Genomic DNA, 26,518 nt, shown 5'->3' with positions numbered 1-26,518 from the left:
CAGAGGGGAACAAACCGGTAGCGCCCCGAAAAATAAACCTGAGAGCACTAGCGGGAATTTCAATCTAAGGGGGGAAGAGCTCAGTGCAAGGTTAAGCATGGTACCCTGTTACGAATCATCATTTAGTGGTAAAAATAGTTAGATCATGTAGGAAATAGTACTAACCTAGTGTTTAGGTAACGCATCTAAAGAAAAAAATGCTAATGACACCATTATAGTCTTGGGTTCTTTAAATTATTATAACACTCGTAACCCCTCTCTTTTAACTTCATGGAGAAGAAAATGAATTATGAATTATTTTTACATTTATGTGATGAGCGAGTTTCCAATGTAACTTACCCTCAAATAAATAGTAAGGACGGTTATGTTAAAATGAAAAACATCTCAGGAGATGAGATCTATCTGGTACGTGAAAAGCTAATATATCTGCAAAAGAAGATAATTTATGAGCACGTTGTTAATGAAAGGCCTTTGAATCCTTACATAGCTTATGTAAATGTGTTACTAGATGGAGTAAGGGATAATACAAAAACCAAAGAACAAGGTAATTACTCATCTATTAAATGGGATGACATCATAAGCGTTCTGGGGGAAATAAAAGAAACTAATATACTGATGAGAGCAAACACGAATTACGAAGATATATATGCTAAACATTTTGACTTCAGCCGGTCCTGCGCAAGAATCATAAAAAAAGGATTCCCAATAATTGAAAAAGAAGATGTTTTCTATTTTGACGAAACTTATCATCACCAACTAACGTTAGAAATAGACAGACTTGCAGTTTCAGTTGGTGGATGTAATATCCTGCATGCGGTTTTTGAATGTATTTCTAATAGCTATGACTCTAGTCAAAAAAGATTCCATACTTTTAGATCACTTTCGATGGGGAGTAATCGGCCGTTGCCTGCTATACCATGGGCATATTTAATTGCGCTAGGTACGAAACATTCAAATAGCTTGGGTAATAGTGAAAACGAGAGTAATATCCAAGAGTTAATTGAGTTATTAACGGATATAGTATCTATTTTTGAACTTCAAGACTATACCCCTTACGAATCTTGGTACGTTGATCATCATGGCTTAACTAGATTCCTTTCTGACGGAATTGTATTTGACAACCTTTTTTGCATAGCCCAAATGCATAGTGGATACGTGAGTGAACTCCTAGATTTCTTAGTAAACTCGGCTGAATTTAAAAACGTAAGAAGCTATGGCTTCCTAATTGGGAAAATATATAATAGCGGCTTGGCCTTACTTAATAAATCTTTAGAAAAACAAATCACTGACATTAGTTTTAATGTAGCAAAAAAAACTTTAAATTTAGGAACAAAAAAATCCTCTGTGATGATTAACAATCTTCTTCTCAATCAAACCCCTAATAAATCATTAGAATTCCCCCCAAAAAGCACAGATATTGATAATAATTTCACACAGTTAATTCCATTTAAGGAAAACTATCTTTTATTACCAAAGCCATTGTCTGCTTTAGCATTTCTTAACAGCACGTTAAACGCAATCATTGCCCCTGACGGGAAAAGAAATAAAGACAATGATGCTATGTTAGGACATGTAATAGAAAAATTTGTTAAGGATAAATTAAAACATTATAGTATTGCATATCGCAGTGGTAATTTTGTAAGTAACGATGGCTTGGTTTCTGGTGAAAGCGACCTAACCATTGAAACTGAAAATTCCATTATTTTCATTGAGATAAAAAAGAAAGGAATGACAAGACTTTCAATGTCGGGAGTTGATTATTCAATTCTTTCTGATTTAGGAGGAGGTCTGATTCACGCCACAAGTCAATGCTTCAAGGCGGAGCGAGTTTTAAGATGTGATGGCGAGATTAATATTGAAGGTTCCCCCCCTCTAATATATAAATCTCAAAGAATATTTAAAATTGCTCTCACTTTGTATGATTACGGAAGTTTTCAAGACAGAATGACAATCCGTTCAATTCTAAATAATTCTCTGGGTGCAACATTCAAAGGCTCTGATGCAAAGATTGACAAAAAACTTGATAACTGGAAAGAGCATATAAATGAATTATCTGAACACATCCAAAAACTTAAGCATTTCGGTCAACTTGATGATGAGCCATTCCATAGCTTATTTTTCATGAGTACCCCGCAATTGCTGATGATACTGGAGGATAAAGTTTCTAGCGAAGGCATAGATAAAGCATTAAGAACCCTTTCATCAGTTTCACATTCTACCAGAGACTTCTATAAGGAATATTCTCTTTCTAGAAATCTCATGCAAGCATAAAGAAAAAATAAAATTAATCAGTTAATACCTGACAGTTACCGGTTAAAAAAGGTACCTGTCAGATGACATCTAGTTTACTTTTTTCTCATCGAAGATGTATTTACCATCAAAAAATGTCCATCAAAGCCCTACTACAGTACATTTCCCCTGATGAACTCTCTCATTATTGTAGCAAAACAGCCATTCATCAAGATCCGATTGCATGTTTAGATAGTGAAACATCTTTGAATATTTTTTTGACAATATTTACTGTCTAGTGAGTGCATAATCATAAGGTGTAATTGTTTTGCTCTTATTCATATCAAGATAATCAGCCCACCATTGCACCATCAACCGACGCTCATCCAAATGCTCAGAGGTATGGATGTAAGCAGCGCGCACATTATTACGCTCAGAATGGCTTAGCTGACGTTCTATTGCATCATCGCTCCACAATCCTGACTCACCCAAAGCACCGCGCGCCATCGTCCTAAAACCGTGCCCACAGACTTCCGTTTTGGTGTCGTATCCCATCGCACGCAGCGCATTATTCACCGTGTTTTCGCTCATGACCTTTTTGGGATCGTGGTCGCCGGGGAAAAGTCGCTCGTTATCACCACTAAGCTGCTTCAACCTCTCCAGCAAGGACAGCGCCTGACGACTTAGCGGAACAATGTGCTCTTCTTTCATCTTCATCCCGCGATGGGAATAGCGTACGCCTTCTATTTCTTTCCGCTTTGCAGGTATGCGCCAGCAAGCTTTATCAAAATCGAACTCATCCCAGCGAGCAAAACGCAGTTCACTAGAACGTACAAAGGTAAGTAATGAAAGCTCTACAGCGATACGCGTCATCTGACGGCCACGGTAGGCACCAAGACGTGCAAGAAACTCTGGAAAACGGTGTGGGGGTAGAGCGGGATAATGCCGAGCTTTGGTTATCGTTAAGGCTCCAGCCATATCAACGGCAGGGTTAGAATCGATGTAATCATTCTGGACAGCAAAACGCATGATAGCTGTAACACGCTGTTGCAGGCGCTGAGCAACATCGTGCTTGCCAGTGGCATCAACAACCTTAATCGGTGCTAAGAGATGGCTGGTTTTAAGGCCACGAATATCAGCTGCGCCAATATACGGGAAAATATGCAGTTCCAGATAGCGGAGCACTCGCGAACGATGATCCTCGCTCCAGCGCTTGTTGCTGACATGCCATTCTCGGGCGATGGTTTCGAAAGTATATGCCCCTGCCGTTTCGGCCAGTGCTTCCTTCTGTTCGGCTTTTGGGTCTACTCCCTGCACCAGTAACCTTTTGGCTTCATCTCGTTTTCCACGAGCTTCGGCAAGGGTAACTGTCGGCCACACACCAAATGCTAAGCGATCTTCTTTTTTGTCATTAGGTCGGCGGTACTTCATGCGCCAGTATTTGGATCCCTTCGCGGTGATCTCAAGATACAAACCGCCACCGTCGGCCATTTTGTAGGTTTTGTCTTTGGGCTTTGCGGTCTCGACTTGGCGGGCGTTGAGCTTCATTTTGGGGGCACATTTTCAATCGAAGTGTAGATGCCCCCAATTATGCCCCCACCGATACCCGGATTGCAACGGATGTGCTCGGACGGATTCAGACCAAAAAAAAAGCCTTTCGGCTTTAATTTTAGTAACTTACGGACTGTTACGGACGTTCTCGAACATACTAATGGTGCCGAAGGCCGGACTCGAACCGGCACGTATCTCTACGGTTGATTTTGAATCAACTGCGTCTACCGATTTCGCCACTTCGGCACTGCAAGTAGTATGCGGAAAACGGGTGAATTATACCTTTCAGCGATCCGCATGCAACACTTATCCGTTGTTCAATGAGTTAAGTGCTGAAAAAATCGTCGCAGGGGTCACATTGTGTCCATTTTGTGGGCGCAGCATGCAGCGCGCCAACGCCTACCCCGCCGTAATCACGCTCCGCGCCCCACCAGGCTCCAGAAACAAAAAAGGCGTAACCCAATGGCCACGCCTTCTTAAACTGCCCGTAATGCCGCTACTTGCGTTTCAGCAGCATATACACGCTGATCAGCAGGAACAGCATGCTCGGCAGCAGCGCACCCAGCACCGGCGGCATGTTGTACACCAGGCTCAGCGGGCCGAAGATCTGGTCCAGCACGTAGAACAGGAACCCGAAGCTGATGCCGGTCACCACGCGCACGCCCATCGGCACGCTGCGCAGCGGCCCGAAGATGAACGACAGCGCCATCAGCATCATCACCGCCACAGAAAGCGGCGAGAACACCTTGCTCCACATGTTCAGCTGGTAGCGGCTGGCTTCCTGGCCGCTCTGCTTCAGGTACTTCACGTAGTTGTGCAGGCCGCTGATGGAGAGTGAGGTTGGGTCCAGCGCCACCACGCCCAGTTTGTCCGGGGTGAGGTTGGTTTTCCATTCGCCGGTCAACGTCTGGGTGCCGGTAACCTGCTTTTCGTTGGTCAGGTCGGAAGTATCCACCTGCGAAAGCTTCCACACGCCGTCTTCAAAGCTGGCGGTGGCGGCATAGCGCACCGTCTCCAGCCTGCGCTGGTCGTTGAAGTGGTAGATGTTTACGCCGGAAAGTTCTTTCTCGCCCGCCACGCGCTCGATGTAGATGAAGTCGTTGCCGTCCTTCGCCCACAGGCCGCTTTTGGTGGAAAGCAGCGAGCCGCCGTACATCTGCTGCGCACGGTAGTTGCGCGCCATCTGGTCGCCCTGCGGCGCCACCCACTCGCCAATCGCCATGGTCAACAGCACCAGCGGGATAGCGGTTTTCATCACCGAGCCGGCGATCTGCATGCGGGTAAAACCGGAAGCCTGCATCACCACCAGTTCACTGCGCGTCGCCAGTTGCCCCAGGCCGAGCAGTGCGCCCAGCAGGGCCGCCATCGGGAAGAAAGTTTCGATGTCCTTTGGCACGCTCAGTAGGGTAAACATCCCCGCGCTCAGCGCCGAGTAGTCGCCCTGGCCCACTTTACGCAGCTGGTCGACGAACTTGATGATGCCGGAAAGCGACACCAGCATGAACAGCGTCATGATGATGGTGTTGAAAATCGTCTTACCGATATATCGGTCTAAAACACCAAACATCAGGCCGCTCCTCTCAGGCGTGCACGCAGCTTACGCATCGGCACCGTATCCCACAGGTTTAGCGCCAGCGCGATAGCGAAGTACGCCGCGTTGACCACCCACAGCCAGATCATCGGGTCCAGCTTGCCTTTGCCGCCGTTGGAACGCAGCGAGGTCTGCAGCAGGAAGAAAATCAAATACAACAGGATGGCCGGCAGCATGCTCAGTACGCGGCCCTGACGCGGGTTCACCACGCTGAGCGGCACCACCAGCAGCGCCATAATGGCCACGGAAAGCACCAGCGTCAGGCGCCAGTGGAACTCGGCGCGCGCGTCCGGATCGTCCGACTGCCACAGCGTCTGCATCGACATCTGCTCGGCCTGGTTGCCGTCAATGGCGACCGCACGGTGGCCCACCACGGCTTTATAGTCGTTGAAATCGGTAATGCGGAAGTCACGCAGCAACGCGGTGCCCTCAAAGCGGGTGCCCTTATCGAGCGTCACCACCTGCGAGCCGTCTTTCATTTGGTTGATCTTGCCGTGCTCGGCCACCACCACGGAAGGGCGCTGGTTGCCGTTCGGCCGCAGTTGCGCCAGGAATACGTCGTTGAAGGTGCTGCCCTTGACGTTGCCGATAAACAGCACGGCGTTGCCGTCTTGCGACGGTTTGAACTGCCCTTCCGCCAGGCCGGCGATGCTCGGGTTGGCTTTCGCCTCGCTGATCACCACATCCTGATAACGGGAAGCCAGCGGGCCGGCCCAGAACACGTTTACCGCCGCCACGGCGGAGGTAATCAGTGCCAGCACCATCGCGGCGATGATCAGAGTGCGTTTACCCAGCCCGCAGGCGTGCATAACGGTGATTTCGCTGTCGGTATACAACCGCCCAAGCGTCATCAACAAGCCGAGAAACAGGCTTAATGGCAGGATTAGCTGCGCCATCTTCGGCACACCCAATGCAAGCAGAGAAAGGACTAAATTTGTCGGGACATCGCCGTCCACCGCATCGCCTAACACCTTGACCAGGTTCTGACAAAAGAAGATCAGAAGCAGGATGAAAAGGATCGCGATTTGGCTCTTTAGCGTTTCCCGTACCAGATATCTTATGATGATCACGCTTATTACGCCTGTGAAAACTTGTCTTTTTGCAGGAAAATCGATAGTTTCATCGCTAATCCGCCATTTATTCTCATCATATGGCAACCGTCATAGCTAAAATAGTATTACAACATCTAGCATTTGGGTGTCCTATAGGAACTTGCCTATAGTCGCCAAAACAGAGCAATTTACGCCGTTCAGGTTAACATAGTTAGTTAACTCAATGGCGGGAGTTCATTACGGAGTTGGGTCATTCTAGCCGTAGCTTCCGCCTTTGTCTTTAAGATTCAGGAGAGTGCATGGAGTTCAGTGTAAAGAGCGGTAGCCCGGAAAAACAGCGCAGTGCCTGTATTGTAGTCGGCGTTTTCGAGCCGCGCCGCCTGTCCCCTATCGCAGAACAACTCGACAAAATCAGTGATGGTTATATCAGCGCATTACTGCGCCGTGGCGAACTGGAAGGTAAAGTCGGGCAGACATTACTGCTGCACCATGTACCTAACATTCTCTCCGAACGCATCCTGTTAATCGGCTGTGGCAAAGAGCGCGAGCTCGATGAACGCCAGTACAAACAGGTGATTCAGAAAACCATCAATACCCTTAACGATACCGGCTCCATGGAAGCGGTCTGCTTCCTGACCGAGCTGCACGTGAAAGGCCGCAACACTTACTGGAAGGTGCGCCAGGCGGTAGAAACCGCCAAAGAAACGCTCTACACCTTCGATCAGCTGAAAAGCAATAAAGTGGAGCCGCGCCGTCCGCTGCGCAAAATGGTGTTCAACGTGCCGACCCGTCGCGAGCTGACCAGCGGCGAACGCGCTATCCAGCACGGTCTGGCGGTGGCTTCCGGCATTAAAGCGGCGAAAGATCTCGGCAACATGCCGCCGAACATCTGTAACGCCGGTTACCTGGCCTCCCAGGCTCGCCAACTGGCGGACGCCTTCAGCACCAACATCGTTACCCGCGTCATCGGCGAGCAGCAGATGAAAGAGCTGGGGATGAACGCCTATCTGGCGGTCGGCCACGGTTCGCAGAACGAATCATTGATGTCAGTGATGGAATATAAGGGCAACCCGAACCCGGACGCTAAGCCGATCGTGCTGGTGGGCAAAGGGCTGACCTTCGATTCCGGCGGCATCTCGATCAAACCTGCCGAAGGCATGGACGAGATGAAGTACGACATGTGCGGCGCAGCCACCGTGTACGGCGTGATGCGCGTAGTGGCGGAGCTGAACCTGCCGCTGAACGTGATCGGCGTGCTGGCAGGCTGTGAAAACATGCCGGGCGGCAGCGCTTATCGTCCGGGCGACGTGCTGACCACCATGTCCGGCCAGACCGTCGAGGTGCTCAACACCGACGCCGAAGGCCGCCTGGTGCTGTGCGACACCCTGACCTACGTCGAGCGTTTCGATCCGGAGCTGGTGATTGACGTCGCCACCCTGACCGGCGCCTGCGTGATCGCGCTGGGCCACCACATCACCGGCCTGATGTCGAACCACAACCCGCTGGCGCACGAACTGATCGGCGCGTCCGAGCAGGCCGGCGACCGCGCGTGGCGTTTGCCGATGGCCGACGAGTACTACGAGCAGCTGGACTCCAATTTTGCCGATATGGCGAACATTGGCGGCCGTCCGGGGGGTGCCATCACCGCCGCCTGCTTCCTGTCGCGCTTTACCCGCAAGTACAGCTGGGCGCACCTGGACATCGCCGGCACCGCCTGGCGTTCCGGCAAGGCCAAAGGGGCAACCGGTCGTCCGGTAGCCTTGCTGTCTCAGTTTTTACTGAACCGCGCTGGGTTAAACGGCGACGATTAAATCTGAGCGGTAATTCAGGTATAATCCCTCAAGGGTACAGCATGCTGTACCCTTGTATTTTTAGTAATGGCGCACAATTTTATAAACCCGATAGCTTTCGAGTTGCAGCAAGGCGGCAACCGAGAGAATCCCCAGGAGCTTACACCGGTAAGTGACTGGGGTGAGGGAGGGCAGCCAACACAGCTGCAGCTTGAAAGATGAAGGGGTTATATGAAACAGGCAACGTTCTATCTTATCGAACAGGCAGAACCGGCAGGCGCGCTCAGCGCGCATGAGGCCGTGGCCTGCGCCGTTGCCGCCGAACGTTGGCGTTCCGGCAAGCGGGTGTTGATCGCCTGCGAGAGCCAGGAACAGGCCCAGCGGCTGGACGAAGCGCTGTGGCAGCGCGATCCGCACCAGTTCGTGCCGCACAACCTGGCCGGCGAAGGCCCGCACTACGGTGCGCCGGTAGAGCTGTGCTGGCCCGGCAAGCGCGGCAACTCCCCACGGGATCTGCTGATCGCCCTGCTGCCGCAGTTTGCAGATTTTGCTACTGCTTTCCATGAAGTGGTAGACTTCGTCCCTTACGAAGACACCCTGAAACAGTTGGCGCGCGACCGATATAAAGCCTATCGCAGCGTCGGCTTCCATTTGACCACGGCAACGCCGCCAACTCACTGAACAACGATATAAAATGGAAAAGACAAACAGTCATCTCGATACCGCCTACGACCCGAAAGAGATCGAACAGAAGCTGTACGATCACTGGGAAAACCAGGGTTACTTCAAGCCAAACGGCGATACCAGCCAGGAAAGCTTCTGCATCATGATCCCGCCGCCGAACGTCACCGGCAGCCTGCACATGGGCCACGCCTTCCAGCAGACCATCATGGACACCATGATCCGCTACCAGCGCATGCAGGGGAAAAACACCCTGTGGCAGGCCGGTACCGACCATGCCGGTATCGCTACCCAGATGGTGGTTGAGCGCAAGATCGCCGCAGAAGAAAACAAAACCCGCCATGACTATGGCCGCGACGCGTTCATCGACAAAATCTGGCAGTGGAAAGCGGAATCCGGCGGCACCATTACCCGCCAGATGCGCCGTCTGGGCAACTCCGTCGACTGGGAGCGCGAGCGCTTCACCATGGACGAAGGCCTGTCCAACGCGGTACGCGAAGTGTTTGTCCGCCTGCACAAAGAAGATCTGATCTACCGCGGCAAGCGCCTGGTGAACTGGGATCCGAAACTGCGCACCGCCATCTCCGATCTGGAAGTGGAAAACCGCGAGTCCAAAGGCTCGATGTGGCACCTGCGCTACCCGCTGGCCGACGGCGCGAAAACCGCCGAAGGCAAAGAGTATCTGGTGGTCGCCACCACCCGTCCGGAAACCGTGCTCGGTGATACCGGCGTGGCGGTGAACCCGGAAGATCCGCGCTACAAAGACCTTATCGGCAAAGAAATCATTCTGCCGCTGGTGGGCCGCCGCATCCGCATCGTCGGCGACGAACACGCCGATATGGAAAAAGGCACCGGCTGCGTGAAAATCACCCCGGCGCACGACTTTAACGACTACGAAGTCGGTAAACGTCACGGCCTGCCGATGATCAACATCCTGACTTTCGACGGCGATATCCGCCAGGAAGCGGAAGTGTTCAACACGCTCGGCGAAATCTGCACCGACTACTGCAACGAAATTCCGGCCCAATACCGTGGCCTGGAGCGTTTCGCGGCGCGTAAAGCGGTGGTTGCCGCCTTTGAAGAGCTTGGTTTACTGGAAGAGATCAAACCACACGACCTGACGGTGCCTTACGGCGACCGCGGCGGCGTGGTGATCGAGCCGATGCTGACCGACCAATGGTACGTGCGCACTGCGCCGCTGGCGAAAGTGGCGGTGGAAGCCGTTGAGCAAGGCGAGATTCAGTTCGTGCCTAAGCAGTACGAAAACATGTATTTCAGCTGGATGCGCGACATTCAGGACTGGTGCATCTCCCGTCAGCTGTGGTGGGGCCACCGCATTCCGGCCTGGTACGACGTGAACGGCAAAGTCTACGTTGGCCGCAGCGAAGAAGAAGTGCGCAGCGAAAACAACCTGGGCGCCGACGTGGTGCTGACGCAAGACGAAGACGTGCTGGACACCTGGTTCTCTTCCGGCCTGTGGACCTTCTCTACCCTGGGCTGGCCAGAGCAGACCGACGCGCTGAAAACCTTCCACCCGACCAGCGTGATGGTCAGCGGCTTCGACATCATCTTCTTCTGGATTGCGCGCATGATCATGCTGACCATGCACTTCATGAAGGACGAAAACGGCAAACCGCAGGTCCCGTTCAAGACCGTCTACATGACCGGCCTGATCCGCGACGACGAAGGGCAGAAGATGTCCAAGTCGAAAGGCAACGTGATCGATCCGCTGGACATGGTTGACGGCATCTCGCTGGAAGACCTGCTGGAAAAACGCACCGGCAACATGATGCAGCCGCAGTTGGCGGAAAAAATCCGCAAGCGCACCGAGAAGCAGTTCCCGAACGGCATCGAGCCGCACGGTACCGACGCCCTGCGCTTCACCCTGGCGGCGCTGGCCTCTACCGGCCGTGACATCAACTGGGACATGAAGCGCCTGGAAGGCTACCGCAACTTCTGTAACAAGCTGTGGAACGCCAGCCGCTTTGTGCTGATGAACGCGGAAGATCAAGACTGCGGCTTTAACGGCGGCGAGAAAGTGCTGTCGCTGGCGGACCGCTGGATCCTGGCCGAATTCAACCGTACGGTGAAGGCTTACCGCGAAGCGCTGGACACCTATCGCTTCGATCTGGCCGCCAACATTCTGTATGAATTCACCTGGAACCAGTTCTGCGACTGGTATCTGGAGCTGACCAAGCCGGTCGTGATCAACGGCAGCGAAGCGGAACAGCGCGGCACCCGCCACACGCTGATCACCGTGCTGGAAGCCCTGCTGCGCCTGGCGCACCCGGTGATCCCGTTCATTACCGAAACCATCTGGCAGCGCGTGAAAACCCTGACCGGCGAAACCGCAGACACCATCATGCTGCAGCCGTTCCCAGAGTACGACGCCGCGCTGGAAGACACGCAGGCGCTGAACGACCTGGAGTGGATCAAACAGGCGATCACCGCGGTGCGTAACATCCGCGCCGAGATGAACATCGCCCCAAGCAAACAGCTGGAAGTACTGCTGCGCAACTGCAACGCCGACGCCCAGCGCCGCGTGCAGGAGAACCAGAGCTTTATCGAGCGTCTGGCGCGCCTGGAGTCTATCGCCCTGCTGCCTGCGGGTGACAAAGGCCCGTTATCGGTCACCAAACTGGTGGACGGTGCCGAGCTGCTGATCCCTATGGCCGGCTTTATCGATAAAGACGCTGAAATCGCGCGTCTGTCGAAAGAAATGGGCAAGCTGGATGCGGAAATCGCCTCGATCGAAGGCAAGCTGTCGAACGAAGGCTTTGTGGCGCGCGCACCGGAAGCGGTCGTCGCTAAAGAGCGTGAGCGTCTGGCGGCCTGCAAAGAAGGCAAAGTGAAACTGCAAGAGCAGCAGGCGACCATCGCCGCGCTGTAATCTGTCGGTTCGCTGCAACAGTTGAAAACAGCGGGGATCTCCCCGCTGTTTTTTTATCGCCGTTGCATCCGGCCCGGTTAAGATGTTATTACAAGGTGAAAGGCAACGTCCCACATGGACGCCGCCAGGGTATAAACCCGGCGCGTTTTTGTCTGCACCAAAAATGATATTCCGGAACTATTCAGGTTCTTTTTATGGCGAGTGTAAACATGACAACAGCAACCCCAGTGCGTCTTCTGGTGCGCCCAATAACGGCCGACGACAATGCCGCTATTGCTAACGTCATTCGCGAAGTCTCCGCCGAGCACGGTTTGACGGCGGATAAAGGCTATACCGTTTCCGATCCCAATCTGGACGTCTTGTATCAGCTCTACAGCCTGCCGCGCAGCGCTTATTGGGTGATAGAAGTCGACGGCCAGATTGCCGGCGGCGGCGGCGTTGCCCCGCTGCAGGGCGGTGAAGACGATATTTGCGAATTACAGAAAATGTATTTTCTGCCGGTTTTGCGCGGCAAGGGCCTGGCGAAACGCCTGGCGTTGCAGGCGCTGGAGTTTGCCCGTCAACAGGGCTTCCGCTGTTGTTATTTAGAAACCACCGCCAGCCTGACGCAGGCCATCGGGCTGTATGAGCATCTGGGCTTCGAACACATCGACTGCGCCATGGGCACCACCGGCCACGTCGACTGCGAAGTGACCATGCTGAAAACGCTTTAATCTGGCTTCTGGGCAGGGGGCGAAGATGTTCGTCCCCTGTCATGGCAAGCGCCGCATGCGCTGGCCCTACTCAGAGGCTCGCACTTTTCCCCTCATCCCCCCGCTTTTGATAGCTACCTCAATCCGGCTCAGCACCAGGCTGGTGAGGTACGACACCAGGATCAACAGCAGCAGCACCAGCGGCGTATAGCGCGGCGCAAAAATCAGTTTCTGGGTGAAGTAATAGCAGTAGAAGCTGTGGGTCAGCCACATGTACATCGAATGTTTGCCCAGCTCAACCACCGCCTTGTTCACCCTGCTGCCCAGCCCGTCGGCGGTTTTCATCATCGCGATGATAAACAGCGGCGTCACCACCAGCAGCCCCGGATTATGGGCGACGATAAACACCGCTACAGTCACCACCAGCAAGATCAACGGATGGGTGCGGCCCAACGTATCAATCAGCTTCGCCAACCACGAGTCCGCCGGAGCCTGTTGAGTACGGCCAAACACCATGCCAAAACCAAAAGGCAGCAGCCAGGTGCAATACTCGATCAGCGCCTGCGGCGCCCAAGGGAAATACTGTAATCCCCTGCCGCACAGCGCAGCCGCAAACAGCACGCCCAGCAATGCCGTCGTATTCAGCTTCGACAGCAGCGGCAGCGAGAGCACGAACAGAACATAAAGTTTGAAGAACCACCACTCGCTGTTGTAGGTGGATTTGAGGCCAATCAGGTTTTCAATAAACAATGACGGCGAAAGGGAATATCTTTCACCCGGAAAGAAAATAATGCCGATCGGCACAAAGATAAACAACACTATCCAGTAGCTGATATATAAATTCTTCAGCTTGCCCCAGATATATTTAAAAGAAATGTCTTTTTTAAGTGAAAAACCGTAACCGGACAAGAACAGGAACATCGACACGCAAATCTTGCCGAACAAACCAAGATACATCTCAATATTGATCCCGCTAACGATATAATACACCGGAATATCAGGGCTAATTCGGTCTGGATAGGCGAACAGGTGGTGGACCAACATCAGAATGATGGCAATCCCTTTTAAATAATTAGACTTATTAATTGAAATTTCCATATTTATTAATACATTATCCGCTAACAAGTGTCGTCATAATATAGCAGCCCCGCTTCCCTGACACTTTCTTTCTAATCAGATTAATCCCATATTTAATTTCCCGGTAAAAAACAAAGGCACAGCGATTTTATTAACGCGTTTCTCCCGCTCTCGTTACCGTTTTTTGCTATCCCACGGCGCCAAAACCCTGCCTGAAACCAGGACACGCATGATCATTAACATGGTTATATTTTGTATTTTTTATATAAAAACAATAAAATCAAAGTGATAGAATAAAAATTAAAACCAACTATCATATTTTTTGTGATATTCATTAACAAATTAATGATTACAAATTGACCTCTTGCCGCCTTGCGATACTCTGCCCTGACAGGCTTATGCCGCATTCGCACGGAGAACGGTCATGTCGGAAAACGCTTTTGATTACATCATTGTCGGCGCAGGCTCCGCCGGCTGCGTGCTGGCCGCGCAGCTGATCCGCCGCACCCAGGCGCGGGTGCTACTGCTGGAAGCCGGCGGCGACGACAATAACCTGTTCATCAAGATGCCGGCCGGCGTGGCGAAGATCATCGCCAAAAAAAGCTGGCCGTATGAAACCGAACCGGAACCGCACGCCAACAACCGCCGCATGCAAATTGCCCAGGGCAAGGTGCTGGGCGGCAGCAGCTCGGTCAACGGTATGATCTACATTCGCGGCCAGCGGCAGGATTACGACGAATGGGCCGAACGTTATGGCTGCGTCGGCTGGGGCTATCAGGACGTGCTGCCCTATTTCAAACGCGCCGAGGCCAACGAGAGCCTGTCCGACGCTTATCACGGCGGCGAGGGGCTGCTGCCGGTCAGCGAGAACCGCTACCGCCACCCGCTCAGCATGGCGTTTATCCGCGCCGGCCAGGAGCTGAGCCTGCCTTACCGCAACGATTTCAACGGCGACAGCCAGCACGGCGTGGGCTTTTATCAGACCACCACCCACAACGGCGAACGCGCCAGTACCGCCCGCACCTACCTGAAAGCGGTGCGTAACGATCAACGGCTGGTGGTGAAACTGAACGCGCTGGTGCATCGGGTGGTGTTCGACGGCAACATCGCCACCGGCGTGGCGTATAGCCAGAACGGCGGCGGCGAAGTCACCGTGCAGGCCGCAAAAGAAGTGATCCTCAGCGCCGGTGCGGTAGGCTCGCCGAAGATCCTGATGTTGTCCGGCATTGGGCCGCGCGAACACCTGCAACAGCTGGGGATCGAGCCGCGCGCGGACTTGCCGGTGGGCAAAAACTTTCACGATCACCTGCATATGTCGATCAACGTCAGCACCCGCGAGCCGGTCAGCCTGTTCGGCGCCGATCGCGGCCTGCAGGCGCTGCGCCACAGCACCGAATGGTTGGCGTTCCGCAGCGGCGTGCTCACCTCCAACGTGCTGGAAGGCGCCGCCTTCTCCGACAGCCTGGGCGACGGCTGGCCGGACGTGCAGATCCACTTTCTGCCGATGCTGGACAGCTGGGACGACGTGCCCGGCGAGCCGCTGCCGGATATTCACGGCTTCACGCTGAAGGTCGGCTACCTGCAACCGAAGGCGCGCGGCGAAGTGCTGCTGCGCAGCCGCGATCCGCGCGATCCTGTCAAACTGCACGCCAATTATCTCGGCCACCCGGAAGATCTGGCCGGCAGCGTGCGCGCGGTGAAATTCGGCCTGCGCTTCCTGCAAACCGCCGCCCTCAAGCCGATCGTCAAAGATCTGCTGATGCCGCAGCCGGCATGGCTGAACGATGAGGCGCAACTGGAGGAGTTCGTGCGTAACTTCTGCAAAACGGTGTATCACCCGGTAGGCAGCTGCCGCATGGGCCAGTCGCCGCAGGACTCGGTGACCGACCTGCAACTGCGGGTACACGGCTTTGAACGGCTGCGGGTGATCGATTGCTCGGTGATGCCGCAGGTGACCAGCGGCAACACCAATGCGCCGACCATCATGCTGGCGGAAAAAGCGGTGGATTTGCTGCTGGGCGCGCCGATGTGAAAACCGGGCGCCCGGCGGTCAGGCAGCGGCGGGCACGCCGCTGTGGAAGCGGAACTCGCTGTCCGGGGTCTGGATCAGCGCCGCTTCAATGCGGCCGAAGTGAGCCACGCGCTCGCTGATGTCACCGCCGGCAATCTGTTCGGCCAACGTCAGGTAATCCTGATAATGCCGCGCCTCGGAGCGCAGCAGCGAGACGTAGAAACGGTTTAACTCGTCGTCCAGATGCGGTGCCAGCCGGGCGAAACGTTCGCAGGAGCGCGCTTCGATGTAGGCGCCGCAGATCAGCTTATCGATCAGTGTGGCCGGATCGTGGGTGCGAACCTCGCGGATCATGCCTTTGGCATAGCGGCTGGCGGTGATTTTCTTGTAGGGAATGCGCCGCGCCTGCATGATTTCCAGCACCTGCGAGAAGTGGTGCAGCTCTTCTTTGATCAGCAGCACCATCTTGTCCGCCAGATCCTGCCCGTAGGCCGAACCGTTTTTCGGCAAGATTTTCCTGGTGAACTGGCCCTGGCGGAACAAGGCTTCCGGCTCGCCCTGCGCTTCATGCAAAAACGCCTCGTAAGGCCTGAGCAGCGCCAGCAAGGCATCGCCACTCTCTTTGTCCGCCACGTAGCGGCGAATCAGCCACATGCCGGTCTGCGCCGCCTTCAGCTCGCACACCATATGGTCGGTCAGCAACAGCGGCAGGTTTTCCGGACGCCGCGCAGCGTCGATCCAGCCATCGGGCGTTTCGCAGTGCAGGAAGTTTAGAATCGGGGATAACAGGGATTGGTATTTCATCAGCAGTAAGTCACTGGGGTGAGTGAGTGCAGACAACAACGCTGCGGCTTGAAAGACGACGGGAGAGGCCGGCTTGCGCCGGCCCACAACATTAATCAGTGGCGTTTGCCGTCGTCATCTTCGTCGATCAATTCACCGTCTTCTTCATCATCCTCACCGTCTTCACCGTTCGGATCTTCATAGTAGGTGCCCCAACCGTCGTAGTTTACGCCGCAACGTTCCGCCAGCGCCAACAGCTGCTCTACCTGGGTGTCGATCAGTTCGGCATTCAGGCCGACTTCGCTGATCACGTCGCAGCACATGACCAGCGTGCCGTCTTCCACTTCCAGCTCTTCGGCGTCGGTCACTTCGTAGCCCAGCTTGAAGGCTTCGACAGCAGCCTGCTCCAGCACTTCAAACTTTTCAGCAGAGAGGTGGTGTTCGATGGTGTAGAGCGCATCCGGATCGCTGCCGTCTTCCAGCAGTTCTTCGATGATCAGGCGGGTCTCTTCACGTTGTTCTTCCAGCTGTTCGCGGTTTGCCATGCCTATATCCTCAAGTCAAATGGCCTGTATTCCTTCTATTTTCACACACCGCCGCCATAGCTGCCACGATAAACGTGAAAGATTTCTGCTTCGGGGTTGAAATTGAATATTCATACATATAAAGTGAATTTTAATTCAATTAAAACGATCAGGACATGCGGAAATGAGTACGATGAACCCGTTCTACAAACGTCACTTTCTGAGGTTAATGGATTTCACGCCGACAGAGCTGCTGGCGCTGCTGCGGCTTTCGGCCGAATTGAAGCAGGCCAAAAAGCAGGGTAAGGAAACGCGGCGTCTGCAGGGCAAGAACATCGCGCTCATCTTCGAAAAAGACTCGACCCGCACCCGTTGCTCTTTCGAAGTTGCCGCTTTCGATCAGGGCGCCCAGGTCACCTATCTCGGCCCAAGCGGTAGCCAGATCGGCCATAAGGAATCGATGAAAGACACCGCCCGCGTGCTGGGCCGGATGTATGACGGTATTCAATACCGCGGTTACGGCCAGCATCTGGTGGAAACCCTGGCCACCCATGCCGGCGTGCCGGTGTGGAACGGGCTGACCAATGAGTTCCACCCAACCCAGCTGCTGGCGGACCTGCTCACCGTGCAGGAACACCTGCCGGGCAAACCCTTGAGCGAGGTGAAATTCGCTTACCTCGGCGACACGCGCAACAACATGGGCAACACCTTGCTGGAAGCCGCCGCGTTGGCGGGTATGGATCTGCGCCTGGTGGCGCCGAAAGCCTGTTGGCCGCAGCCGGAGCTGGTCGCCGAGTGTCAGGCGCTGGCGCAACAGACCGGCGCCAAGATCACCCTGACCGAAGACATTGCCGAAGGGGTGAAAGACGCGGATTTCCTGTACACCGACGTGTGGGTGTCGATGGGCGAACCGAAAGAAACCTGGCAGGAGCGGATCGCGCTGCTGAAACCCTATCAGGTCAATATGGCGATGGTGAAACTGACCGGTAACCCGAACGTCAAATTCCTGCATTGCCTGCCGGCGTTTCACGACGACCAAACCACCCTCGGCAAACAGATGGCGGAACAATACGGGCTGCAGGGCGGCATGGAAGTCACCGATGAAGTGTTCGAATCCGCGCACAGCGTGGTGTTCGATCAGGCCGAAAACCGCCTGCACACCATCAAGGCGGTGATGGTCGCCACGCTGAGCGAAACGATGTAAACCCTATTGCCGGCGCGCAGGTCTGCAGGCTCGCGTGCCCCAGCCCCTTCCCCGCTCTGGCAACCCCCGGCCGGCGCGCCTAATATATTCTTGTCATATCAAATAGCCGATTGACCTTTGCCTGCCTTGGGCAAAGGTTCTACCGTGGTGCGAAAACCAACGATAACAAACACTTCTCAGCGCCATGCGTGGCGCCTTCAGGGGATACACACCGATGAAAGCCAAAGTCCTGCCGCTGTTAATGCTTGCCGCCCTGTCCGCCTCTGCGCTCGCCGTCACCCCGCCCAATACGCTGGTGGTGGTGCAATCGCTGGACGATATCGTCAGCCTGGATCCGGCGGAAGCCAACGAGCTGTCCAGCATCCAGACCGTGCCCAGCCTGTATCAGCGGCTGGTGCAGGCGGATCGCGATGATCCGGCGAAAGTGGTGCCGGTGCTGGCGGAAAGCTGGCAGGGCGATGCGGCGGCAAAAACCCTGACCGTCAAACTGCGCCCACAGGCGACGTTCGCCTCCGGCAACCCGCTGACCGCCGACGACGTGATTTTCTCCTACAGCCGCGCGGTGAAAATGAACAAATCGCCGGCGTTTATCCTCAACGTGCTCGGCTGGCAGCCGGACAACATTGACACGCAACTGAAGAAAATCGACGAGCACAGCCTGCAACTGAGTTGGACGGCGGACGTCAGCCCGGCGGTGGCGCTGAATATTCTCTCCACGCCGATCGCCTCGATCGTCGACAGCAAGGCGGTGCAGCCGAACACCAAAGACGGCGACTACGGCAACGCCTGGCTGAAAATGCACTCCGCCGGCAGCGGGCCGTTTAAAATGCGCGTCTACCAGCCGCATCAGGCGATCGTGCTGGACGCCAACCCAACCTCGCCGGGCAGCAAACCCTTGCTGCACAGCATCATCATTAAAAGCGTGCCGGACCCGGCCACCCGCCGCCTGTTGATCCAGCAGGGCGACGCCGATGTGGCGCGTGAGCTTGGCCCGGACCAGACCGTAGCGTTAAAAAATCAACCGGGCGTGAAGGTATTGGAAATCCCGTCCGCCGAGCAGAACTATTTGGTGTTCAACACCGGCAACGCCGCCAATCCGCTGCTGAAAAACCCGGCCTTCTGGGAGGCGGCGCGCTATCTGATCGATTATCAGGGCATTACTCAGGATCTGCTGAAGGGGCAGTATTTTGTGCACCAGAGCTTCCTGCCGGTCGGGCTGCCGGGTGCGCTGGAAGACAACCCGTTCAGCTTCGATCCGGCCAAGGCCAAGGCGATCCTGGCCAAGGCCGGTATCACCAACGCCGCCCTGACGCTGGACGTGGAGAACAAGCCGCCGTTTATCACCCTCGCTCAGGCGTTGCAGGCCAGTTTTGCCCAGGGTGGCGTGAAGCTGGATCTGTTGCCGGCCGCCGGCAGCCAGGTGTATTCGCGGGTACGCGCCAAACAGCACCAGGCGGCGATCCGCCTGTGGATCCCGGATTATTTTGATGCGCATTCCAACGCCAGCGCCTTCGCCTATAACGACGGTAAAACCAGCACGGTCGCGGGCCTCAACGGCTGGCAGATCCCGCAGTTGAGCAAACAGACGCTGGCGGCGGTAGCCGAAGCCGATCCGGCCAAACGCACCGCGCTGTACACTGCCATGCAACAGGAGCTGCAACGCAGTTCGCCGTATGTGTTTATCGATCAGGCCAAAACCGAAGTGGTGCTGCGCGATAACGTCAAAGGCTACCAGCAGGGCCTGAACGCCGACATGGTCTACTACGATCGCGTCAGCAAATAACCGGCAAGCGGCCATCGCCGGCCAATCGATTGCGAAGCGGCAAAAATCGGTGTTTTAGCGCTTGCAGTGGCGAAAAGCGCGAGTATAATGCGCGACAATTTGCCAGGAGAAAGCATGAAAAACGCCATGTGTTTTGTTAGCCGCAACCGACAAAACCAACCGCCAATCGGCGGCCAACTGCCGTTGTTTCTCCTGTTGCTAAACCGATCGTTTCAAGCCCCTCGTTGAGGGGCTTTTTTTTGCCTTAAAAAGCCCCGCGCCACGGGCACGAGTCGAGGAGAGTGAAAAATGGCCAACCCGCTGTATCACAAACATATCATCTCTATTAACGATCTCAGCCGCGAGGATCTGGAGCTGGTGCTGCGCACCGCCGCCAGCCTGAAAGCCACCCCGCAGCCCGAGTTGCTCAAGCACAAGGTGATCGCCAGCTGCTTCTTCGAAGCCTCGACCCGCACCCGCCTGTCGTTCGAAACCTCGATGCACCGCCTCGGTGCCTCGGTGGTCGGCTTTGCCGACGGCAGCAATACGTCGCTGGGCAAGAAAGGCGAAACGCTGGCCGACACCATCTCGGTCATCGGCACCTACGTAGACGCCATCGTGATGCGTCACCCGCAGGAAGGCGCCGCGCGGCTGGCGACGGAATTTTCCGGCGGTATCCCGGTGCTCAATGCCGGCGACGGCGCCAACCAGCACCCGACCCAAACGCTGCTCGACCTGTTCACCATCCAGGAAACCCAGGGCCGCCTGAACAACATCAACATCGCCATGGTCGGCGACCTGAAATACGGCCGCACCGTACACTCGCTGGCGCAGGCGCTGGCCAAGTTCGAAGGCAACCGCTTCTACTTTATCGCCCCGGATGCGCTGGCGATGCCGGCTTACATCCTGAAAATGCTCGAAGAAAAAGGCATCGAATACAGCCTGCACAGCAGCATTGAAGAAGTGGTGCCGGAGCTGGATATTCTCTACATGACCCGGGTGCAGAAAGAGCGTCTGGATCCTTCGGAATACGCCAACGTGAAGGCGCAGTTCGTGCTGCGCGCGGCGGATCTGGCCGGCGCGCGCGCCAATCTCAAAGTGCTGCACCCGCTGCCGCGCATCGACGAGATCACTACCGACGTGGATACCACGCCGTACGCCTACTACTTCCAGCAGGCAGGCAACGGCATCTTCGCCCGCCAGGCGCTGCTGGCACTGGTATTAAACGCAGATTTGGCTCTTTAAGGGGGAACCGTCATGACTCAGGATAACAAACTGCAGGTTGAAGCGATCAAGTGCGGTACGGTGATTGACCATATTCCGGCGCAGGTGGGCTTTAAGCTGCTGACGCTGTTCAAATTGACCGCCACCGACCAGCGCATCACCATCGGCCTGAACCTGCCCTCCAATGAGCTGGGCCGCAAAGACCTGATCAAAATCGAGAACACCTTCCTGACCGAACAGCAGGCCAACCAGCTGGCGATGTACGCGCCGAAAGCCACGGTGAACCGCATCGACAACTACGAAGTGGTGCGCAAGCTGACCCTCAGCCTGCCGGACCATATCGACGGCGTGCTGACCTGCCCGAACGGCAACTGCATCAGCCGCAGCGAGCCGGTGGCATCCAGCTTTGGCGTGAAATCCCGCGACGGCGAAGTGCACCTGAAATGCCGCTACTGCGAGAAAGAGTTCGACCATCAGGTGGTGCTGCAGGCGGATTGAAATATGCCCATTTGCCGGGAACGACGCTGTTAATCCGCTCGTCACTCCCTATAATGGAATGCCGCTGGGGGCGAATTTATTCGCCCCCAGCGGCGAGCACACGCAGCCGACAACGCTGCGGTTTGAAAGACAAATGGTATACCCAAAATAATTGGAGTTGCGTCACGGCGGCAAGGGAACTCATCCCGATGAGCTTACTATAGTAAGTGATTCGGGTGGGTGAGCGCAGCCAACACAGAGGCAGCTTCAAGTATGACGGGTATATATCAGGAGAAAAAATGTCACGTAATATCAGCACTGAACTCGCCCCGGCAGCCATTGGTCCTTACGTGCAGGGCGTTGATCTGGGCAGCATGATCATCACTTCCGGCCAGATCCCGGTGGATCCGAAAACCGGCGCAGTGGCCGACGACGTTTCCGCACAGGCACGCCAGTCGCTGGAAAACGTTAAAGCGATCGTTGAAGCCGCCGGCCTGAAAGTCGCCGACATCGTGAAAACCACGGTGTTCGTGAAAGATCTGAACGATTTCGCCACCGTAAACGCCGCTTACGAAAGCTTCTTCACCGAGCACAACGCGCCGTTCCCGGCCCGTTCCTGCGTCGAAGTGGCCCGTCTGCCGAAAGACGTGAAAATCGAGATCGAAGCCATCGCCGTTCGTCGTTAATTCCACGACCACCGAGCCCAACGGTCAGCCATCGGCTGGCCGTTTTTATTTGTCCCGCCTGAAGCAACGATCCGTTAGGGTGCGCTATCAGGGATCATAGTTAACCCAACGCACCACAATTTCGCCCCATTTTAAGGCAACGCCCGCCGCGCCTGCACCCAAATCGCGCTTTCCCCTGCCTTTTTCCTGCTTTTTACGCCGGTTTTCGCCTCTTTCACATTTTGGCACATTTTATGCTCGATCTTGTTACAGCCTGCAATGTCAACGAGGTGACGATGCTAAATATCGACCTGTCCGCTTCACCGTTTTTTGATGAGATGCTTCTGGCTGAGGGTAAACACCGGGGCCATTACGAAGCTTACTGGCATTGGCTGCAACAGGCCGACCAAAAGGCTATTCAGCGCAAAAGAGAAGAGGCTGCACTGCTGTTTCACCGGGTGGGCATTACCTTTAATGTTTACGGTGAGGATGACGGCGCCGAACGGTTGATCCCGTTCGACAGCGTGCCGCGCATCATCCCCGCCAGCGAATGGGCGATGCTCGATCGCGGCATTCGTCAGCGCGTACAGGCGCTCAACGCTTTTCTGCACGATATCTACCATCAGCAGCATATTCTGAAAGCCGGGATTATTCCGGCCGAACAGGTGCTGGCTAACGATCAGTATCAGCCCTGCATGCAGGGGGTCGATCTGCACCGCAATATTTACGCGCACATCGTCGGCGTGGATATGGTGCGCGGCGGCGACGGCCAGTATTACGTGCTGGAGGACAATCTTCGCACCCCGTCCGGCGTGTCCTACATGCTGGAAAACCGCAAGATGATGATGCGCCTGTACCCGGAACTGTTCGCCCAGCAGCGCATCGCCCCCGTGGAGCGCTACCCGTCGCACCTGCTGCAAACCCTGCGCGAAAGCTCGCCGATTAACGATCCCACCGTGGTGGTGCTGACGCCGGGCCGTTTCAACAGCGCCTATTTCGAGCACAGCTTCCTGGCGCAGCAAATGGGCGTGGAGCTGGTTGAAAGCGCCGATCTGTTCGTCAAGGACGGCGCGGTGTTTATGCGCACCACCGCCGGGCCGTGCAAGGTGGATGTGATCTACCGCCGGGTGGACGACGCCTTCCTCGATCCGCTGGCGTTCCGCCCGGACTCGATGCTCGGCGTGCCGGGGCTGCTTTCCGTCTACCGCGCCGGCAACGTGGTGCTGGCGAACGCCATCGGTACCGGCGTGGCCGACGACAAGTCGATCTACCCGTACGTGCCGGACATGGTGCGCTTCTATCTGCAGGAAGAACCCATCCTCAACAACGTGCCCACCTGGCAGTGCCGCCACAAAAATGAGCTGTCGTACGTGCTGGCGAACCTGGAGCAGATGGTGGTGAAAGAGGTTCACGGCGCCGGCGGTTACGGCATGCTGATTGGGCCGGCGGCGACCAAAGACGAAATCGCCCACTTCCGCGCTCTGCTGCTGGCCAAACCGCACAACTACATTGCGCAGAACACGCTGGCGCTGTCGACCTGCCCAACCTTTGTCAACGACGGCCTGGCGCCGCGTCATATCGATCTGCGGCCGTTCGCCCTGAGCGGTGCGGAAATTCGCCTGGTGCCCGGCGGCCTGACGCGCGTAGCGCTGGCGCAAGGCTCACTGGTGGTCAACTCGTCACAGGGCGGGGGAACCAAGGATACCTGGGTGTTGGAGGATGACGCATGCTGAGCCGAACTGCCAGTGAACTCTATTGGATGGCCCGCTATCTGGAGCGGGCGGAAAGCATCGCCCGGGTGCTCGACGTGACCAACAAACTGTCGATGATGCCGATCCGCGACAGCGAAGATCATGATCTGCAGGTGCCGCTCAACCTGACCGGCACCGGGCAACTGTACGCCGCCGCCTATCCCGATCTGACGATGGCCAATCTGGTGAGCTTTTTTGCGCTCGACAGCCGTAACCACAGCAGCATCTACAGCTGCCTGCAAATGGGCTGGAACAACGCCCATGCGGTGCGCGGCAGCCTGTCTTCCGAGGTCTGGGAATGCATTAACGCCACCTGGATCGAAATGAAGCTGATCCGCCGCCAGGGCATAGGCTCTGTGGGCGCCGACGGCTTCTTCGACTGGGTCAAGGAGCGCTCGCACCTGTTTCGTGGCGCGATGTTCGGCACCCTGCTGCGCAGCGACGCGATGTGCTTTATCCGCCTCGGCACCCTGCTGGAGCGGGCAGACAGCACCGCACGCCTGCTCGGCGTCAAAAACGAGTTGCTGGATAACGACAACGATCCGGTGCGCGAGTATTACCGCATGGACACGCTGCTGCGGGCCGTCAGCGCACGCGAAGCCTATCACAGCATCTACAAGCAGCAACTCAGCCGGGAAACCATTGCCGAACTGATGATCCTGCGTAACGAAATTCCGCGTTCCCTGCTGGCCTGCGTCGGCGACATGGTGCAACAGTTGGAGCAGATTGGCGGCAACAGTGCCAACGAGCCGCGCAGGCTGGCGCACACGCTGCACGCCGAGCTGCGTTTCAGCAGCATGAAGGATCTGAACAAGGTGGGGCTGAGCGACTGGCTGGGCTTATTCCTCGGGCAGATCAACGGCATCGCGGAAAGCATCCATCACACTTACCTGGAGGCGCAATGAAACTGAATATTGAGCACAATACCCATTACACCTACGCCCAGCAGGTGAAGCGCAGCACCCAGTATCTGCGTTTGACGCCGCAGGATTCGCAGCACCAGCGCATCATATCCTGGCAGTTAACGCTGCCGGAAGACGCGGTGTGCACCACCGATGCCTTCGGCAATGTGCTGCACGTGCTGACGCTGGATCACCCGCATCAGGCGATCACCATTCAGGCCCACGGCGTGGTGGAGATTGAAGACGGCGTAGAGGACCCGACGATGGGGCATCTCTCGCCGCTGGTGTTCCTGCGCCACAGCCCGCTGACTCAGCCCGACAGCGCCATCCAGGCCTTTGCGCTGCGCTATTACCAACCGGAAACGCTGCTTGCCGGGCTGGAAAAACTGATGGGCGATCTGTTGCTGAAAATGCCTTACACACCGGGCGCCACCGAGGTGACCGACAGCGCCGCCCAAGCGTTCGCTTCCGGCAACGGCGTCTGCCAGGACCATACCCACGTCTTTCTGGCCTGCTGCCGCAGCCTGAATATTCCGGCGCGCTACGTCAGCGGCTACCTTTACAGCGAAGATTCCGCCCACGTCGCCACCCACGCCTGGGCGGAAGCCTGGGTGGACGAACGCTGGCACAGTTTCGACGTTACCAACAACACCCGCCTGCCGAATCAGCACCTTAAGCTGGCGGTGGGGATCGATTATCTGGATGCCTGCCCGGTGCGCGGTATCAGGCTCGGCGGCGGCAGCGAGGATATGCAGACCATGGCGGCAGTGCAGATGATGCCGGCCAGCCAGGCTCAGGGGCAATAACATCCCCTTGCCGAACGCAGCGGTTTGCGGCACGCTGGTTTTTTCCGGCGTGCCGTCATCGAGCACGGTATTATTTCGCGTTTGAAGGATTTTGGTATGACCTATTGTGTGGCCATGCGCTTGTCATCCGGGCTGGTGTTTGCTTCCGACTCCCGCACCAATGCCGGGGTGGATCATATCTCCACCTTCCGCAAGCTGCACGTGTTCCAGCAGGACGGCGAGCGCACGCTGGTGCTGCAAAGCGCCGGTAACCTGGCGACCACCCAGAGCATCATCAGCCTGCTGCTGCGCCGCAGCAAGGATGCCGATCGCCCCAACCTGCTCAACGTGCCCAACCTGTATGAAGCCGCCACGCTGGTGGGCGAAACGGTGCGCGAAGTGATCCAGCGCGACAGCGAAGCCCAGCAGAGCGGCAGCACCACCGATTTCAGCTGCAGCCTGCTGCTCGGCGGCCAGATTGACGGCGAAGAGATGCGGCTGTTCCATATCTATCCGCAGGGCAACTTTATCGAAGCCACCCGGGATACGCCCTATTTCCAGATTGGCGAAAGCAAATATGGCAAGCCGATTATCGATCGGGTGCTGAATTACGATACCCCGCTGGAGCAGGCGATGCAGTGCGCGCTGATTTCTCTCGACTCCACGCTGCGCAGCAACCTGTCAGTCGGCCTGCCGCTCGACGTGATGATCTACCCGCGCGACAGCTTCAGCAGCCAACAGCAGTACCGCATTACCGAAGATCACCCGCACTTCAGCGCCATTCGCAAAGGCTGGGGCGAAGGGCTGGTCAGCATTTTCAAACAGCTGCCGCCGTTGCAGTTGTAAGTTTTAGGGCTCAGCATGCTGAGCCCTAAAT

General features: G+C 55.8%; 21 protein-coding genes, 1 tRNA gene and 1 pseudogene. 15 read left to right on the top strand and 8 right to left on the bottom strand.

The features are described from left to right. Window positions 1-282 precede the first annotated feature (282 nt). Entirely contained in the window at window positions 283-2,271 is a 1,989-nt protein-coding gene (locus tag JEM67_RS03285; protein ID WP_199637978.1) for a hypothetical protein, read from the top strand. A 69-nt stretch (window positions 2,272-2,340) separates the two neighbouring features. On the opposite strand, the pseudogene JEM67_RS03280 reads toward JEM67_RS03285, so the two are convergent. From JEM67_RS03280 to lptF, 5 genes and pseudogenes are all read right to left on the bottom strand, one after another. Beyond that, window positions 2,341-2,517 (bottom strand): annotated as a pseudogene (locus tag JEM67_RS03280) (IS481 family transposase); the annotation flags it as partial. Then, window positions 2,518-3,777 carry a tyrosine-type recombinase/integrase gene (locus JEM67_RS03275; protein ID WP_199637976.1) on the bottom strand — a complete coding sequence of 420 codons (1,260 nt, stop codon included), beginning with the start codon at window positions 3,775-3,777 and terminating at the stop codon, window positions 2,518-2,520. Between the two features lie 164 nt (window positions 3,778-3,941). Next, window positions 3,942-4,026: transfer RNA gene (locus tag JEM67_RS03270), tRNA-Leu, on the bottom strand. Between the two features lie 250 nt (window positions 4,027-4,276). Then, entirely contained in the window at window positions 4,277-5,347 is a 1,071-nt protein-coding gene (gene lptG / locus JEM67_RS03265) for an LPS export ABC transporter permease LptG (protein ID WP_013811333.1), read from the bottom strand. Continuing rightward, window positions 5,347-6,441, bottom strand: coding sequence for an LPS export ABC transporter permease LptF (lptF, locus tag JEM67_RS03260; RefSeq protein WP_065505834.1), 1,095 nt, complete (start codon window positions 6,439-6,441; stop codon window positions 5,347-5,349). Before lptF ends, lptG begins: the two co-directional genes overlap by 1 nt. Window positions 6,442-6,722: 281 nt before the next feature. On the opposite strand from lptF, the gene pepA reads away from it, so the two are divergent. The 4 genes from pepA to JEM67_RS03240 all read left to right on the top strand — a co-directional run bounded on the left by pepA (window position 6,723) and on the right by JEM67_RS03240 (window position 12,497). Beyond that, a complete protein-coding gene (pepA, locus tag JEM67_RS03255; RefSeq protein WP_062869416.1) occupies window positions 6,723-8,234 on the top strand; it encodes a leucyl aminopeptidase in 1,512 nt (503 codons plus the stop codon). A gap of 210 nt (window positions 8,235-8,444) precedes the next feature. After that, window positions 8,445-8,894, top strand: coding sequence for a DNA polymerase III subunit chi (locus JEM67_RS03250; protein WP_199637974.1), 450 nt, complete (start codon window positions 8,445-8,447; stop codon window positions 8,892-8,894). Window positions 8,895-8,907: 13 nt separating this feature from the next. Continuing rightward, complete coding sequence (locus JEM67_RS03245) at window positions 8,908-11,784, top strand: valine--tRNA ligase (protein ID WP_013811330.1); 2,877 nt, start codon at window positions 8,908-8,910, stop codon at window positions 11,782-11,784. Window positions 11,785-11,993: 209 nt separating this feature from the next. Next, window positions 11,994-12,497: a GNAT family N-acetyltransferase gene (locus JEM67_RS03240; RefSeq protein WP_041415863.1), complete on the top strand. Its 504-nt coding sequence runs from the start codon at window positions 11,994-11,996 to the stop codon at window positions 12,495-12,497. A gap of 66 nt (window positions 12,498-12,563) precedes the next feature. Here JEM67_RS03240 and JEM67_RS03235 read toward each other — a convergent pair whose 3' ends face one another. Continuing rightward, window positions 12,564-13,574, bottom strand: coding sequence for an acyltransferase family protein (locus JEM67_RS03235; RefSeq protein WP_199637972.1), 1,011 nt, complete (start codon window positions 13,572-13,574; stop codon window positions 12,564-12,566). A 403-nt stretch (window positions 13,575-13,977) separates the two neighbouring features. Between JEM67_RS03235 and JEM67_RS03230 the strand changes: the two genes are divergently transcribed. Further along, window positions 13,978-15,585 (top strand): GMC family oxidoreductase, encoded by a 1,608-nt coding sequence (locus JEM67_RS03230; RefSeq protein ID WP_199637970.1) that lies wholly within the window; start codon window positions 13,978-13,980, stop codon window positions 15,583-15,585. A gap of 18 nt (window positions 15,586-15,603) precedes the next feature. Here the strand turns inward: JEM67_RS03230 and miaE are convergent, their stop codons facing one another. Further along, a complete protein-coding gene (miaE, locus tag JEM67_RS03225) occupies window positions 15,604-16,368 on the bottom strand; it encodes a tRNA isopentenyl-2-thiomethyl-A-37 hydroxylase MiaE (RefSeq protein WP_199637968.1) in 765 nt (254 codons plus the stop codon). Between the two features lie 95 nt (window positions 16,369-16,463). Continuing rightward, the gene (gene rraB / locus JEM67_RS03220) at window positions 16,464-16,892 is read right to left on the bottom strand and encodes a ribonuclease E inhibitor RraB (protein WP_006323358.1); all 429 of its coding nucleotides are present in this window, start codon (window positions 16,890-16,892) and stop codon (window positions 16,464-16,466) included. A gap of 163 nt (window positions 16,893-17,055) precedes the next feature. On the opposite strand from rraB, the gene argF reads away from it, so the two are divergent. The 9 genes from argF (at window position 17,056) to JEM67_RS03175 (ending at window position 26,487) form a co-directional block, all read left to right on the top strand. Beyond that, entirely contained in the window at window positions 17,056-18,075 is a 1,020-nt protein-coding gene (gene argF, locus JEM67_RS03215; protein ID WP_199637966.1) for an ornithine carbamoyltransferase, read from the top strand. A gap of 214 nt (window positions 18,076-18,289) precedes the next feature. Continuing rightward, window positions 18,290-19,858 (top strand): ABC transporter substrate-binding protein, encoded by a 1,569-nt coding sequence (locus JEM67_RS03210; protein ID WP_199637964.1) that lies wholly within the window; start codon window positions 18,290-18,292, stop codon window positions 19,856-19,858. 288 nt (window positions 19,859-20,146) lie between these two features. Further along, window positions 20,147-21,082, top strand: a complete 936-nt coding sequence (gene pyrB / locus JEM67_RS03205) for an aspartate carbamoyltransferase (protein ID WP_126479957.1) — start codon at window positions 20,147-20,149, stop codon at window positions 21,080-21,082. A gap of 12 nt (window positions 21,083-21,094) precedes the next feature. Continuing rightward, a complete protein-coding gene (pyrI, locus tag JEM67_RS03200; RefSeq protein WP_013811322.1) occupies window positions 21,095-21,559 on the top strand; it encodes an aspartate carbamoyltransferase regulatory subunit in 465 nt (154 codons plus the stop codon). 278 nt (window positions 21,560-21,837) lie between these two features. After that, window positions 21,838-22,224: a 2-iminobutanoate/2-iminopropanoate deaminase gene (gene ridA / locus JEM67_RS03195; protein ID WP_004953012.1), complete on the top strand. Its 387-nt coding sequence runs from the start codon at window positions 21,838-21,840 to the stop codon at window positions 22,222-22,224. Window positions 22,225-22,499: 275 nt separating this feature from the next. Next, window positions 22,500-23,936, top strand: coding sequence for a circularly permuted type 2 ATP-grasp protein (locus tag JEM67_RS03190; RefSeq protein ID WP_006323352.1), 1,437 nt, complete (start codon window positions 22,500-22,502; stop codon window positions 23,934-23,936). Then, complete coding sequence (locus JEM67_RS03185) at window positions 23,930-24,859, top strand: alpha-E domain-containing protein (protein ID WP_006323351.1); 930 nt, start codon at window positions 23,930-23,932, stop codon at window positions 24,857-24,859. The genes JEM67_RS03190 and JEM67_RS03185 overlap by 7 nt, the downstream gene beginning before the upstream one ends. Next, window positions 24,856-25,662 carry a transglutaminase family protein gene (locus JEM67_RS03180; protein ID WP_063202332.1) on the top strand — a complete coding sequence of 269 codons (807 nt, stop codon included), beginning with the start codon at window positions 24,856-24,858 and terminating at the stop codon, window positions 25,660-25,662. The genes JEM67_RS03185 and JEM67_RS03180 overlap by 4 nt, the downstream gene beginning before the upstream one ends. 96 nt (window positions 25,663-25,758) lie before the next feature. Next, window positions 25,759-26,487 (top strand): proteasome-type protease, encoded by a 729-nt coding sequence (locus JEM67_RS03175; RefSeq protein ID WP_013811319.1) that lies wholly within the window; start codon window positions 25,759-25,761, stop codon window positions 26,485-26,487. Window positions 26,488-26,518 lie beyond the last annotated feature (31 nt).

The organism is Serratia sp. PAMC26656, from assembly GCF_016469055.2.
Classification (GTDB): Bacteria; Pseudomonadota; Gammaproteobacteria; order Enterobacterales; family Enterobacteriaceae; genus Serratia; species Serratia plymuthica.
Note: the sequence above shows the minus strand (reverse complement) of the source record. Positions and strands in the feature narration are given on the sequence as shown.

What these genes read in the sequence shown, in the direction of transcription:
- JEM67_RS03285 (WP_199637978.1), top strand. Translation starts at nt 283, where the DNA reads ATGAATTATGAATTATTTTTACATTTATGTGATGAGCGAGTTTCCAAT.
- JEM67_RS03275 (WP_199637976.1), bottom strand. Translation starts at nt 3,777, where the DNA reads ATGAAGCTCAACGCCCGCCAAGTCGAGACCGCAAAGCCCAAAGACAAA.
- lptG (WP_013811333.1), bottom strand. Translation starts at nt 5,347, where the DNA reads ATGTTTGGTGTTTTAGACCGATATATCGGTAAGACGATTTTCAACACC.
- pepA (WP_062869416.1), top strand. Translation starts at nt 6,723, where the DNA reads ATGGAGTTCAGTGTAAAGAGCGGTAGCCCGGAAAAACAGCGCAGTGCC.
- JEM67_RS03250 (WP_199637974.1), top strand. Translation starts at nt 8,445, where the DNA reads ATGAAACAGGCAACGTTCTATCTTATCGAACAGGCAGAACCGGCAGGC.
- JEM67_RS03245 (WP_013811330.1), top strand. Translation starts at nt 8,908, where the DNA reads ATGGAAAAGACAAACAGTCATCTCGATACCGCCTACGACCCGAAAGAG.
- JEM67_RS03240 (WP_041415863.1), top strand. Translation starts at nt 11,994, where the DNA reads ATGACAACAGCAACCCCAGTGCGTCTTCTGGTGCGCCCAATAACGGCC.
- JEM67_RS03235 (WP_199637972.1), bottom strand. Translation starts at nt 13,574, where the DNA reads ATGGAAATTTCAATTAATAAGTCTAATTATTTAAAAGGGATTGCCATC.
- JEM67_RS03230 (WP_199637970.1), top strand. Translation starts at nt 13,978, where the DNA reads ATGTCGGAAAACGCTTTTGATTACATCATTGTCGGCGCAGGCTCCGCC.
- miaE (WP_199637968.1), bottom strand. Translation starts at nt 16,368, where the DNA reads ATGAAATACCAATCCCTGTTATCCCCGATTCTAAACTTCCTGCACTGC.
- rraB (WP_006323358.1), bottom strand. Translation starts at nt 16,892, where the DNA reads ATGGCAAACCGCGAACAGCTGGAAGAACAACGTGAAGAGACCCGCCTG.
- argF (WP_199637966.1), top strand. Translation starts at nt 17,056, where the DNA reads ATGAGTACGATGAACCCGTTCTACAAACGTCACTTTCTGAGGTTAATG.
- JEM67_RS03210 (WP_199637964.1), top strand. Translation starts at nt 18,290, where the DNA reads ATGAAAGCCAAAGTCCTGCCGCTGTTAATGCTTGCCGCCCTGTCCGCC.
- pyrB (WP_126479957.1), top strand. Translation starts at nt 20,147, where the DNA reads ATGGCCAACCCGCTGTATCACAAACATATCATCTCTATTAACGATCTC.
- pyrI (WP_013811322.1), top strand. Translation starts at nt 21,095, where the DNA reads ATGACTCAGGATAACAAACTGCAGGTTGAAGCGATCAAGTGCGGTACG.
- ridA (WP_004953012.1), top strand. Translation starts at nt 21,838, where the DNA reads ATGTCACGTAATATCAGCACTGAACTCGCCCCGGCAGCCATTGGTCCT.
- JEM67_RS03190 (WP_006323352.1), top strand. Translation starts at nt 22,500, where the DNA reads ATGCTAAATATCGACCTGTCCGCTTCACCGTTTTTTGATGAGATGCTT.
- JEM67_RS03185 (WP_006323351.1), top strand. Translation starts at nt 23,930, where the DNA reads ATGCTGAGCCGAACTGCCAGTGAACTCTATTGGATGGCCCGCTATCTG.
- JEM67_RS03180 (WP_063202332.1), top strand. Translation starts at nt 24,856, where the DNA reads ATGAAACTGAATATTGAGCACAATACCCATTACACCTACGCCCAGCAG.
- JEM67_RS03175 (WP_013811319.1), top strand. Translation starts at nt 25,759, where the DNA reads ATGACCTATTGTGTGGCCATGCGCTTGTCATCCGGGCTGGTGTTTGCT.